This window comes from Pseudoalteromonas sp. SG45-2, from assembly GCF_014164115.1.
Classification (GTDB): domain Bacteria; phylum Pseudomonadota; class Gammaproteobacteria; order Enterobacterales; family Alteromonadaceae; genus Pseudoalteromonas; species Pseudoalteromonas distincta.
Window position 1 is genome coordinate 69,021 of record NZ_JACJEO010000024.1, and the last position, 11,972, is coordinate 80,992.

12 protein-coding genes are annotated in these 11,972 nt (G+C 38.4%); 8 read left to right on the top strand and 4 right to left on the bottom strand.

Annotated elements, in window-relative coordinates; all coding sequences use genetic code 11:
• Positions 1-309 precede the first annotated feature (309 nt).
• On the top strand, positions 310-771 hold the full coding sequence (locus H5116_RS16625; protein ID WP_004334802.1) for a hypothetical protein: 462 nt from the start codon (positions 310-312) through the stop codon (positions 769-771).
• 27 nt (positions 772-798) lie between these two features.
• On the opposite strand, the gene H5116_RS16630 is transcribed toward H5116_RS16625, so the two are convergent.
• From H5116_RS16630 to H5116_RS16640, 3 genes are all read right to left on the bottom strand, one after another.
• Complete coding sequence (locus tag H5116_RS16630) at positions 799-2,058, bottom strand: Y-family DNA polymerase (RefSeq protein ID WP_024598178.1); 1,260 nt, start codon at positions 2,056-2,058, stop codon at positions 799-801.
• On the bottom strand, positions 2,046-2,459 hold the full coding sequence (locus H5116_RS16635) for a S24 family peptidase (protein ID WP_004334808.1): 414 nt from the start codon (positions 2,457-2,459) through the stop codon (positions 2,046-2,048). The genes H5116_RS16630 and H5116_RS16635 overlap by 13 nt, the downstream gene beginning before the upstream one ends.
• 81 nt (positions 2,460-2,540) lie before the next feature.
• On the bottom strand, positions 2,541-2,960 hold the full coding sequence (locus H5116_RS16640) for a MarR family winged helix-turn-helix transcriptional regulator (protein WP_004334811.1): 420 nt from the start codon (positions 2,958-2,960) through the stop codon (positions 2,541-2,543).
• Between the two features lie 204 nt (positions 2,961-3,164).
• Between H5116_RS16640 and H5116_RS16645 the strand changes: the two genes are divergently transcribed.
• The 3 genes from H5116_RS16645 to H5116_RS16655 all read left to right on the top strand — a co-directional run bounded on the left by H5116_RS16645 (position 3,165) and on the right by H5116_RS16655 (position 6,336).
• Complete coding sequence (locus H5116_RS16645) at positions 3,165-3,908, top strand: siderophore-interacting protein (protein ID WP_182672349.1); 744 nt, start codon at positions 3,165-3,167, stop codon at positions 3,906-3,908.
• A gap of 141 nt (positions 3,909-4,049) precedes the next feature.
• A complete protein-coding gene (locus H5116_RS16650) occupies positions 4,050-5,039 on the top strand; it encodes an LLM class flavin-dependent oxidoreductase (RefSeq protein WP_007583209.1) in 990 nt (329 codons plus the stop codon).
• Positions 5,040-5,322: 283 nt separating this feature from the next.
• Positions 5,323-6,336 carry a patatin family protein gene (locus H5116_RS16655; RefSeq protein ID WP_182716663.1) on the top strand — a complete coding sequence of 338 codons (1,014 nt, stop codon included), beginning with the start codon at positions 5,323-5,325 and terminating at the stop codon, positions 6,334-6,336.
• 250 nt (positions 6,337-6,586) lie between these two features.
• On the opposite strand, the gene H5116_RS16660 is transcribed toward H5116_RS16655, so the two are convergent.
• Positions 6,587-7,018, bottom strand: a complete 432-nt coding sequence (locus H5116_RS16660) for an Lrp/AsnC family transcriptional regulator (RefSeq protein WP_182716664.1) — start codon at positions 7,016-7,018, stop codon at positions 6,587-6,589.
• 172 nt (positions 7,019-7,190) lie between these two features.
• Here H5116_RS16660 and H5116_RS16665 point away from each other — a divergent pair, with 172 nt between their 5' ends.
• The 4 genes from H5116_RS16665 to H5116_RS16680 all read left to right on the top strand — a co-directional run bounded on the left by H5116_RS16665 (position 7,191) and on the right by H5116_RS16680 (position 11,843).
• Positions 7,191-8,261 (top strand): ornithine cyclodeaminase, encoded by a 1,071-nt coding sequence (locus H5116_RS16665; RefSeq protein ID WP_182716665.1) that lies wholly within the window; start codon positions 7,191-7,193, stop codon positions 8,259-8,261.
• Entirely contained in the window at positions 8,258-9,169 is a 912-nt protein-coding gene (gene ctlX / locus H5116_RS16670) for a citrulline utilization hydrolase CtlX (protein ID WP_182716666.1), read from the top strand. Before H5116_RS16665 ends, ctlX begins: the two co-directional genes overlap by 4 nt.
• 121 nt (positions 9,170-9,290) lie before the next feature.
• Positions 9,291-10,697, top strand: coding sequence for a sodium:alanine symporter family protein (locus H5116_RS16675; RefSeq protein WP_182712372.1), 1,407 nt, complete (start codon positions 9,291-9,293; stop codon positions 10,695-10,697).
• Between the two features lie 126 nt (positions 10,698-10,823).
• On the top strand, positions 10,824-11,843 hold the full coding sequence (locus H5116_RS16680) for a patatin-like phospholipase family protein (protein WP_182712371.1): 1,020 nt from the start codon (positions 10,824-10,826) through the stop codon (positions 11,841-11,843).
• Positions 11,844-11,972 lie beyond the last annotated feature (129 nt).

Here is an 11,972-nt window from a genome sequence, read left to right on the forward strand (position 1 = left end):
GTAATGCAGTATCTAGGATGAATCTTTGTGGATTTAAATGTGTTCAATCTAAGGGATTTATTTGTGGCACGAGGTTTGTAACCTAATGGGATCGGTAATTGCTCTTGCGTTATCTTACTGGCTTACACACATGTAAGAATCAGTAATAGTCGAGCAAAACTCCCTTAGCTGCTCGTGTCTTAGTTCCTGAATACGACTTCTCTCCTTTTATAGTAAATCTCTGTTATAGTTGTTAAAAGTTATAAAAGCTAAGTGATTAGGCATTTTGCTATTATTTAACACGCTGACTCACGAGGATACACCCACGAAATGAAATATTTAACACTCGCTTTATTAACTGTCGCTTTTACAAGTGCAAATGCTTTTTCTGAGCCGAGTAATAAAACACGATTTATACCGCTTTTAAAGTCAAAATTGGGAGCCTACGAAGTTGTGTCGAGCAACTCAGGGTTATGCGTTAACAGCAATTTGAGTTTGACAGATGAAAGTGATTTAAGTGCTGGTTTTAAACTTGGTGAGCAAATTGTATTTGGATCGCTCCACAATGGTACCCGAACCATTAAAAAACCAAACTTTTGCTTTATAACCAGCACGCTTAAATATAAAAGTGATGGCCTTGAAAACGGCTTAAGAATGAGCCGTTGTGAAAGCCCTGCAAACGAAAAAACAATCAGTCAAAGTATCAAATTTTTAGCTGATAACACACTCAAATACACATTGAGCGAACCCAATGTAGAGTGCACATTTAAAAAAGCAGATGAGAGTAAATAAAGCATCTAGTAAGTAGTAAGTAGCAAATCATTCGCAGTATATTTTAGGGATATCGCGCCAACGCGTAGTGTACTGCGGCGACAAAAAATCACGGTTCATGTGCCACCGGTCATTTAATTTACTACTTGCAAGGCTTAGCATTCCTTTTCCGTATCGATTGTTAATTGTGTCTAAGCATTGCATAAGTTTTGGATTATCAGGGCTTTTATTAAATAAGTCATTTTGCTGAAACTGTTCTGATATTAGCTCTACCGCACCCACACCACATTTATAAAACCGTATACCGGGTTGGTAAATCTTATTAAATACCTCAGATACAGCATTAGCCATCACGCAGGTGTCGTTAGTGGGTGAGGGGAACTTATACACAAAAGACTTTTTATAATATCTATTTTCGTGCGCGCCACTGGCTGCAAAAATATAAAGCTGGTGAGTGAGCGAGTGTTGCGCTCTTAGTTTATTAGCCACTGTGGTTACATGGTTAATTAGCGCTGTTTTAAGTGCTGTTGGCTCACATATGCGCTCTCCAAAACTACGGGTCGAATAAATCTCCCGCTTGTCTTGTCGTACATCATCCCAGTTTAAACATGTTATTCCGTTAAGCTCGCTTACTGTGCGTTCAACAACCACACTAAATGCACGGCGCATTGCTCTAGGGTTTTGCTGAGCAAGATCCCAGGCGGTGTGTATATTCATTATTTTAAGTTTTTTAGCTAGCCGCCGGCCTATCCCCCACACATCTTCGCAGCTCATTCTTTGTAAAATAGCTTGGCGAGTTTGTTCGCTATTTATTACTGCTACACCATTAAAACCACTGAGCTTTTTAGCGGCATGGTTAGCGGCTTTTGCTAAAGTAGGGGTCGGGCCAAAACCAACACCTACAGGTAGCTTTGTTTCGCGCCATACTGTGCGCCTTATTGTATGACCGTATTCATGCCAGTCTTTAATTAATGATGTGTAGCCATCAAAGTGCAAAAACGATTCATCAATACTGTATATGTGCTGTGTATCGCAAAAGCGAGCGATGATATTCATCATTTTGTCGCTTAAATCAGCATAAAGCTCGTAATTGCTAGAGCGAATAACAACGTTGTTTTGCTCAAGTAAATGCTTAACTTTAAAGTACGGGCCAAATTTAGGAATATTTAAGCGCCGAGCAATAGGGCAAATAGCGCATACACAGCCATCGTTATTGGTAAGTACAACCACGGGTTTTGATCGAATAGCAGGGTCGAATACTTTTTCGGCACTGGCATAAAATGACACAGCATCAACTAAGGCATACATTTTAGTAACTCTGGGCTTTGCCTGTGCATTCTTATTGATAGCGTTACTACGCCTTCGAGCTGAAATTCGTCTGCAGAGGTTAGTTGTACAGGCTTATGTAAAGAAGAAGCTGAAAGCAGCCGTGCATTGGTTTTATCAAGCAGTTTGCATACAAAAAGACCATTTAAGTTAGCAACAATAACGTCACCATTTTCTGCAGGCTCTGCACGGTCGATAACTAATAAGTCCCCTTCAAAAATTCCGACTTCTTGCATAGAGTTGCCCGATGCTAGGCCAATAAAGGTAGCATTTGGGTGCTTTATTAAAAGCTCATCAAGGGTTACACCTAGCTCGGTGTACTGCGCTGCGGGCGATTCAAAACCACACACGCCTGCTTCTATATAAATGGGAATGACAAACATAACACAACCTAAAACGCATATACTGTATAAGTGTACAGTATATGCGTTTTGTGTAAGTTATGCCAAGAAATGTATAACCGATCAATCCATATTTTTGATCATTTGCTGTGCGATATCTAAAAAGTCTTTGATTTGCTGAGGGTTTAAGTTTTTACACATTTGATTATTTATTTTCTGCTCTGAGGCTAATAACTTATCAAAAAGAACTTTGCCTTGCTCTGTGAGCGACAAAATAAAGCAGCGCTTATCGTGCTCACTTGCCTGTTTATTTATTAAATTTAAGCCAATAAGATCTTTAATTAAACGTGCTATTTGCGCTTTGTCGCGCTGCGTTTTAGTAACAATATCGTTAGCCGTACAGTTATTTACGTTCGCGATAATATGTATGCAGCGTACGTGCATAGCATTTATACCAAGTTCGCCTGCGTTAATTGCTTCACGAATTGTGACGCGGTAATTTTGCATCAATTCAAACAGCGTATTTGATAAAGGTGTATTCATAAAACTCTCAATGTAGTTGACAAAGTCAATTAACTTGTTATAGTTGATTTTATCAACCAATGGGGCGTTGTGCAATGTCTGCTTTTATAGCAGCTAATTATTATACCAATCTGCTTATATATGGGGTTTATTTAATTTGTTAAATTGATCAAAGATTTATGCAAGTTGGTATTAAAGTCCAAGTTTTGTAAAACGAGGTAATGCATGGGTAAACAAATTCGCAAAGCTAACATATTAAGTACGCAGCAAATCACACCACACCTACAACGCATTGTTGTAGGCTCTGATGATTTTAACGACTTAACCTCACAGCACATTGGTAACTATGTAAAAGTACTGATCCCAAAAAATGGTGAAGTAGATTTTAACTTAAAAACAGCGTGTATGCGATCTTACACAATAAGGCATGTAGATGCACAAACAGGCGCGTTAACACTTGATTTTGTTATAAATATGCACCAAGGTCCGGCAACTGACTGGGCTAAAATTGCAAAAGTAGGTGATGAGGTAGGTATTGCAGGCCCAGGCCCTAAAAAGCTAGATAATTATGGGCATTCGCATTATGTGTTGCTAGGGGATTTAACTTCGGTAAATGCAATAAAGGGGTATATACAGCAATTACCTTTATTTTCAAAAATTGATGCCTTTGTACATGTACCCACCGAAAAAGACATTATTGATTTAGAAACAAGCCGCGATGTTAATTGGCTTGTTACCGACAATGCTGACGAAGCGCTACTTAGCGCGCTTCAAAATTTGCACATTACAGCAGAGCCTCCTATTGTATTTATGGCATTGGAAGCTGGGCTTGTTCGTAAAGCAAAAGCACTGCTAACAGAGCAATTTAATATACCACGCGGTAATATTGTTTCCTCAGGGTATTGGAAAAAAGGCGTGGATTCAGAAGGCTATAAAAAGCTGCGCCAACGTGATGCACAGCTTGCTTGAATACCTTAGAGCAAAATAACATATACCTATTTTGCTCTAATACCACTGCGTAACTTGAATTGACCTAATAGCAGACCCATTTAAGTGTTTTATGCTAATGATGTAATACATTGTTAGCATGCATTTTTAGGAGCTGCTATTTTGTTAAATTCCATTCCTTTTTCGTTATTAGAACTTGCCCCCATGATCAAAGGGGACAGCGTTACTAACACTCTTCATAAAAGTACTAAATACGCTCAACGTGCAGATGAGCTTGGCTTTAACCGTTTTTGGCTTGCTGAGCATCATAATATGCCAGGTATAATTTGTGCGGCCACTTCAATTTTGGTTGGTCACATTGCAGGTAATACCAAAAAGATACGCGTTGGGTCGGGCGGTATTATGCTGCCTAACCACTCCCCATTAGTTGTTGCTGAACAATTTGGTACATTAGAGAGCTTATATCCAGGGCGAATAGATTTAGGGCTAGGGCGTGCCCCAGGTAGCGATCCTGTAACGAGTCGTGCATTAAACAACGATATGAGCCGCGCAGAAAATTTCCCAGGTGAGGTAACTGAACTGCAAACATTGTTAGGTCCTTACAATGGTACGCATCCTATACGTGCTATACCGGGGGAGGACACAAACGTTCCGATTTGGTTATTAGGCTCGAGTTTATTTAGCGCGCAACTAGCGGCGCAAAAAGGGTTACCGTATGTATTTGCAGGGCATTTTGCACCGCGCTTTGTGCACGATGCAATAGCGTTGTATAAGCGCGAATTTAAAGCATCAAGCGTACTTGATAAGCCATACGTAATGCTTGCACTGCCTTTAGTGGCTGCAGATACCGACGATGAAGCGCAATACTTGTCGACTACTTCTAAGCAACGTGTACTCGAACTTATACGCGGTAATGAGCTGTGGCTAAAACCACCTGTTGAAAGCATGGACGGGTTATGGAGCGAACAAGAGCGCGCTCATGTAGAGAACTTTTTAAGCCTAAGCGTAGTAGGCGGACATGTAAGTATTAAACACAAGTTAGAGATGATAGCTAAACAGCTAGAAGTTGATGAGTTTATATTTACGAATGATGTGTTTGATAGTGAAAAACGCCACCGTGCACTCGAAATTTTAATGGAAATAAAACACTAAAATATAGTTAGTTAAGCAAGCGTACACTCTGGGCTTGTTAATATACAGACATCATCAAAAGTTAAACTTTTTTAACTCATTTTATTAACTTTAAGTGATGTCTGTATTTGTTATTTAAATATTCAAAGTAAATTTGATTTCTATTTTTAGTACATATTTTGCTTTATATACCGTTCTGTTTTTTCAATTGAACTGATTTAAACAATCAATTTTAAGATATCACTTTTGTTTTTTATAATGTAGCTATTAAACCAGACATCATAAAATTAAAGGCAGGTACACCGTGAACTCTCTAAACACCGCAACAGCTAATTCAGTTAACAAAACAGCGCAGCCAAAAGTTGCTCTGATTGCTGAAGGTGGCGGGCAGCGAGGGATATTCACAGCTGGCGTACTTGATGCGTGGTTAGAGCAAAGCTATGACCCTTTTGATTTATTCATTGGTACTTCAGCGGGTTCACAAAACTTAACTAGCTACTTAGCGCGTCAAAAAGGCTACGCTAAACGCCTGATTAGAGGACTTTCGCGTAATAAGCGTTTTTTTCAGCTTGGTCGCGGATTAGTGGGTAAGCATATAGTTGATCTAGATTGGTACTTTGACAAAACCACTGAAGTAAACAGAGCTATAGATTTCAAAACAGCGAAAACTAGTTTAGGTGAGCGTGAACTACTTATAACAGCCACAAATGCACGAGACAGAAAAGCTTATTACTTATCGCCTACAGGTGATAGCGGTCAATGGCGTGATTTGTTAAAGGCTTCTAGCGCACTTCCGTTTTTATACAAACAAGGTGTAAAGTTAACACCTTGGTTAAACGCAAAAGCAGCGAATGAAACACATCTTGTTGAAGAACAAGCACAGAGCGATTTTTATCTAGACGGCGGTTTAGCCGCTCCACTCCCCGTGCGTGAGGCTTACAACCGAGGTGCTCGTAAAATTGTTGTAATAAGAACGGTTGACGCTAATTTTCAAGCGCAATCTGCATGGGTACAAAAGCTAAGAACATTTGCTATAGCATCAGGCTATTGTCCAAAAACATTGGATTACTTAATACAGCACGAGAAAGCGTATTTAGATGAGCTTGAGTTTATTGCAAATCCACCAAGTGATGTGGAAATAATACAAATTTTTGCAGACGAAAAACTGCATAGCAAATTATTAGGTAGTTCAAATAACGATTTACGTTTTGATCATAAATTAGGCTTAGCTGCAGGTCGGTCTTATTTAGCGCAGCAAAGCCAATTTGAGATCAGCAATGCGCATAACTACTCACAAAGCGAGTATCGTTACAATTAAGCAAATTGGATACCCAAATCATGAATAATACTGCGACTAAAAGTTGCAGTATTATTCATTTAAATGCCTTTTATTTAAATGACACCCACCCTAGTTTGTATATTTATTAACCCCTCAATTTTTAAAAATTTAAATGGGTGTCATTCTAAAATTTAAAATAGTAAAAAATTATTGTGAATACTTAAAACATTATAAATGGGTGTCATTTAAATATTCTTCATTTAAGTATTCTTTAAATATTAAAAATAACTTAAGTTGATGAAAGTAATATGCTTGTTTCACTATTTAAAATACCGTCAATTTCACGTACTTGCCTTAGCACTCCATCAAACTCACTTAAATTTGCAGCTTGAAGCTCTGCAACTAAATCCCATGCACCATTGGTGGTGTGTAATTTTATAAGCTCGGGTATTCCGCGCATTGTTTTAATTACTTGTGAGGTAGATTTACCAACGACTTCTATCATCATAATTGCGCGCACAGCTTCTGTTTCTATGTGTTCGTGAACGCGTACAGTAAACCCTAATATTGCGCCTGAGCTAACTAATCTGTCTAACCTATTTTGAACTGTCCCGCGTGATACATTTAAAGAACCGGCTAAAGCTGAAACCGAAGCGCGGCCGTCTTTTCGTAATTCAGCTATTAAAGCATTATCAAGAGAGTCATAAATATAAGGAGTCATAAATCAAACCTTTAAAAGAAGTTACTGACCAAAATACATAAATTGTACATAACTGGATAGCAAAATGATAAAAATTAGTACTATTTGTGTAATTAATTGCCATATTAAATGGCACGTAGCCTCGTTAAACTTGTTTTAAATTAACTAATACATTTATTCAAGAGGTTTCAGCATGAGTCATTTTATAGCACAGCCAAAACAAGGCGTTCCATTTGTTAGCGTTCAGGCAATGGTTAAGCTTATAAATAGCTTAGGGGTCGAAAACGTTTTGCTAGATCTAACACATAAATTAGAAACCGACTTTGCCCGTTGGACTGAGTTTGATAAGTCACCTCGCTATGCAGCACACTCACCAGAGGGTGTAATAGAGCTAATGCCAGTGAGTGATGGCCAAATGTTCAGCTGTAAATATGTAAATGGTCACCCAAAAAACACCTTTAAAGAACTTCAAACAGTCGCTGCATTTGGTATTTTAGCCGATGTAGATAGTGGCTATCCGGTTATGATAAGCGAAATGTGTTTACTAACAGCACTACGTACAGCCGCAACTTCTGCAATGGTAGCTAAATATTTAGCACCTAAAAACTCAACAACCCTTACTTTAATAGGCAACGGTGCTCAATCAGAGTTTCAGGCACTCGCTTTTAAAGCGGTACTAGGTATTACGCATATTCGTTTATACGATATAGATAAAAGCGCCTCTAAAAAAGCATTTGCTAATTTAAGTGCATGCGGGTTAAACGTGATTATTTGTAATAGTGTACAAGAGGCAGTAAAAGGGGTAGATATTATCACTACCTGTACTGCTGATAAAACTAACGCCACTATTTTAACAAATGACATGATCCCACAAGGTGTGCACATTAATGCCATAGGTGGCGATTGCCCAGGTAAAACAGAGTTAGATGCTAGATTGCTTGAGCGTGCTAATGTATTTGTTGAGTACGAGCCGCAAACTCGAATAGAGGGCGAAATTCAACAAATGAGTCCAAGCTTTACAGTAACTGAGTTTCATAACGTTATTAACAAGCCGTCGCTTGGGCGTACTAGCCAAGATGAATTAACCATTTTTGATGGTGTTGGCTTTGCGAGCGAAGACTTTACAGCACTGGTATTTATACGCGATGAGTTAATTAAAACGGGCGAGTTTGCTTTGCTTGATTTAATTACACAACAAGCGGACCCTCGTAATTTATTTTCAGTGCTTAGTGAGCAACCATTAGTAAAAGAGCACGTGGCATGAGCGAAGTAAACCAAGCCCCCAATGCTGTAGTGATGGTAAGGCCACATCACTTTACATCTAACCCACATACAATGCTCGATAACGCATTTCAAAGTGAATGCTTAGCACAAAATCAAAGTGAACAAGCATTTAAAGAAGTGACTAATGCCGTACAAATATTAAAAAATGAAGGGGTAACAGTTCACCTTTTTGAAGATGAGCAAACACACACTCCCGATTCAGTTTTTCCTAACAATTGGTTTTCAACTCATCAAAGTGGCCAATTAATAATCTATCCAATGTTTGTAGAAAACAGAAGGTTAGAATATCGAAAAGATATTATTGATTTTTTAACGGATCACTATAAAGTGTCTTCAGTGACTGATTATTCATTTTTATCGAAAGAAAATTCATTTCTTGAAGGCACTGGTTCACTGGTTATCGATCATCAAAATAAACTCGCTTACGCGGTAGAATCAAAAAGAACTACCAAGTCGGTGGTTAATACAATATGTGAGCAATTAAAACTATCACCCATAGTGTTTAACGCATATGACGAGCAAGGAACTGCGGTTTATCACACTAATGTTTTAATGTGTATTGCTACAAAATTTGTAATGATCAGTTTAAATATGGTGCCAATTGAACAACGTGCACAGTTAGCTAAACATTTTTTGAAAAGCCATCATCAAGTTATCGATTTAACGCTTGAGCAAATTAATAACTTTTGTGGCAATGCTATTGAACTACAAGGTAAAAATGGTCGTATTTTAGCCTTATCGCAAACTGCGTTTAATGCACTTACACCGGCACAAATAACAGTTGTACAAAAAACGGCTAAGCTTGTGCCATTACCTATACCTACTATTGAGTCGGCTGGTGGCTCAGTTAGGTGCATGATTGCAGGAGTTCATTTGCAAAATAAATAATGTATAGTTTTAAGGCAGCTTAGCTGCCTTATTTACATTAAATTTTTAGTCGATGTCGCAAGCAAAAGCCGTTATACCCAAAAAAGGGTATTAATATAAAAAATATAAGAAGGAATTAGCAATGTTCGATACCGTCGTCAAAAGCGTAAACAACCTTTTGTGGGGAGAAGGCCAGGTACTTATTTATATACTCTTGTTTACGGGGGTATGGTTTTCAGTACGACTAAAAGCAATTCAAATACTTAAATTTAAACATATGTTTAGCCTTTTAAAAGGCAGTAGCAAATGTAAAAAAGACGACATTTCATCATTTCAAGCGTTGTGTACAGGGCTTTGTGCACGGGTAGGTACCGGTAATTTAGCCGGTGTGGCGGTTGCAATTTCACTTGGCGGCAGCGGCGCTATATTTTGGATGTGGGTAATAGCCATATTGGGTATGGCTACAGGCTTTGCCGAAAGTGTACTTGGGCAAGTATATAAAGTGCGCGATAGTGGCGGCGAGTTTAGAGGGGGCCCTGCGTATTATATTCAACAAGGTTTGGGTAGCCGGGCGTTTGCAATTGTGTTTGCTGCGTGTTTGTTTTTAGGTTACGGCTTTACGTTTAGCGCAATGCAAACGAACACAATTACCGACGCACTTAATTACGCGTTTGAAGTTCCTACATTTTATTCAGGCCTAGTTATTACCGTGCTAGCCGGCTCAATTATACTCGGTGGCTTTAAAGCAATTGCCCGGTTTGCAGAGCGTGTTGTGCCAATAATGGGCATTGTGTTTGTACTTGCTGCGGTAATTATTACGATTATAAATTTCCCGCAAGTACCCGCCATGCTTAAAGATATATTTTTATCAGCGTTTGGTTTACAAGAAGCAGGCGCCGGTGCAATGGGCGCTGCCATTAAAAACGGTATTCAACGTGGTTTATATTCTAATGAGGCCGGTGCAGGTAGTGTGCCGCATGCTTCAGCAAGTGCCAGCCCAATACCTAATCACCCTGTAACGCAAGGTTACATACAAATGCTAGGCGTATTTTTCGATACAATAGTACTGTGTAGCTGTACCGCGGTGATCATTTTATTAGCCGATATAGACATAAGCGGTGAAATGGAAGGCATTCGTTTAACACAAAGCGCGATGACCGCTCATTTAGCACAAGGTGGTGTTTACTTTGTAGCAGCCGCTATAACCTTATTTGCTTTTACATCGGTAGTGGCAAACTACGCCTATGCAGAGAGCAACTTGCACTTATTTAAGCTCGACAACAAAGTAGGGCGCGGCATTTACACTTTGCTTTATTTATCAATGATGTTGTGGGGCGCATCGGCCACATTAAAAGAAGTCTGGGATTTAGCCGATATTGCCTTAGGGTTAATGACAGTGGTTAACGTTATCGCTATTATACTGTTAACGCCGACTATTTTGTCTGTTACGAGCGATTACCACGCACAAAGAGACAAAGGTTTAGAGCCCGAATTTAAAGTAAAAGATGTAAAAGTACAGGGTAAATGCGAAGACGGCATTTGGGACTAATTCAGCACACTTAACTATAAAAAGCGGTTTTATGGCAACATAAAGTCGCTTTTTGATTTGCATAAATATTCACTTTCAGTATTGTAAGAAAACTATAGCAACCAAAATAAAGGCACAATTTTTTAGATGATCGAGATTCACGCAGGGAAAACAGCGGCTAAAATTATTAACGAACAGGGCTTTAAACCTGAACTTTTTACCTCTTTTTTAGGTGCAAGTGGCGGTCCTAAATGGTTTACATTATTTGGCTTAGATAAATATATTTTTGGTGAATTTTTTAAAAGCCGTACCCAACCACTTAATTTAATTGGCTCATCTGCTGGCGCTTTTCGCTCTGCGTGTTTTGCACAAAACGATCCTGTTGCTGCGATTGAGCGCTTAGCAAAATCGTATTCGCAAACGCGATATTCAAGTAATAAACCTACACCAAGTGAAATCACAATAAAAGCGCGCGCATTACTTGAAGATGTTTTTGGCGATAACGGCGTAACCGAAATTATAAATAACCCAATATTTAAAGCGCACTTTATAGTAGCAAAATCGAATGGCTTTATTGCCAGCGAAAATAAACTTATACAACTTATGGGCTTGTCAAAAAGTTATATGTTAAACCGCGTTAACCGAAAATTATTAGGCTCACAGTATGAGCGCTTTATATTTGGCCCAGCAACAAGTGACTTATCAATTACCGACACCTACAATTTTAAAACGCAAAGCATAGCGCTTACTCAAAATAATTTAAAAGACGCGTTACTTGCATCGGGTTCAATACCACTTGTTATGCAAGGCATAAAAAATATTGAAGGCTCGCCGCAAGGAATATATCGCGATGGCGGAATAATTGATTACCACTTTGATTTAAAAATTAATAACCCAGGCTTAATTTTATATCCGCATTTTAATAGTGAGCCAAAAGCAGGGTGGTTCGATAAAAATTTAAAACGTAAAGTATCACCACTTAATTACGATAATGTGGTAATGATCACTCCATCAAAAGAATTTATAGCAAGCTTACCGTACGGAAAAATTCCAGACAGAAATGACTTTACCGATCTTGATGCAGACACGCGTATAAAATATTGGAATACTGTTTTTAGTGAAACTGAAAAGTTGGCTGAGGCGTTTGATAAAAAATTAAATAACTGAAAAGTTTATTTCGAATTTAAAACAGGCCAGTGGTATTAAATAAACAACAGTAAAGGCTATTATTATTTATATTTTACTGTCACTTTTTATAAATTATTAAATTATTAAATTATTAAATTATTAAATTAT

Excerpts from the sequence above, each read along its gene's own strand:
- ctlX (WP_182716666.1), top strand. The coding sequence starts at position 8,258 with ATGAGCGAAGTAAACCAAGCCCCCAATGCTGTAGTGATGGTAAGGCCA.
- H5116_RS16680 (WP_182712371.1), top strand. The coding sequence starts at position 10,824 with ATGATCGAGATTCACGCAGGGAAAACAGCGGCTAAAATTATTAACGAA.
- H5116_RS16645 (WP_182672349.1), top strand. The coding sequence starts at position 3,165 with ATGGGTAAACAAATTCGCAAAGCTAACATATTAAGTACGCAGCAAATC.
- H5116_RS16675 (WP_182712372.1), top strand. The coding sequence starts at position 9,291 with ATGTTCGATACCGTCGTCAAAAGCGTAAACAACCTTTTGTGGGGAGAA.
- H5116_RS16640 (WP_004334811.1), bottom strand. The coding sequence starts at position 2,960 with ATGAATACACCTTTATCAAATACGCTGTTTGAATTGATGCAAAATTAC.
- H5116_RS16665 (WP_182716665.1), top strand. The coding sequence starts at position 7,191 with ATGAGTCATTTTATAGCACAGCCAAAACAAGGCGTTCCATTTGTTAGC.
- H5116_RS16625 (WP_004334802.1), top strand. The coding sequence starts at position 310 with ATGAAATATTTAACACTCGCTTTATTAACTGTCGCTTTTACAAGTGCA.
- H5116_RS16660 (WP_182716664.1), bottom strand. The coding sequence starts at position 7,018 with ATGACTCCTTATATTTATGACTCTCTTGATAATGCTTTAATAGCTGAA.
- H5116_RS16635 (WP_004334808.1), bottom strand. The coding sequence starts at position 2,459 with ATGTTTGTCATTCCCATTTATATAGAAGCAGGCGTGTGTGGTTTTGAA.
- H5116_RS16630 (WP_024598178.1), bottom strand. The coding sequence starts at position 2,058 with ATGTATGCCTTAGTTGATGCTGTGTCATTTTATGCCAGTGCCGAAAAA.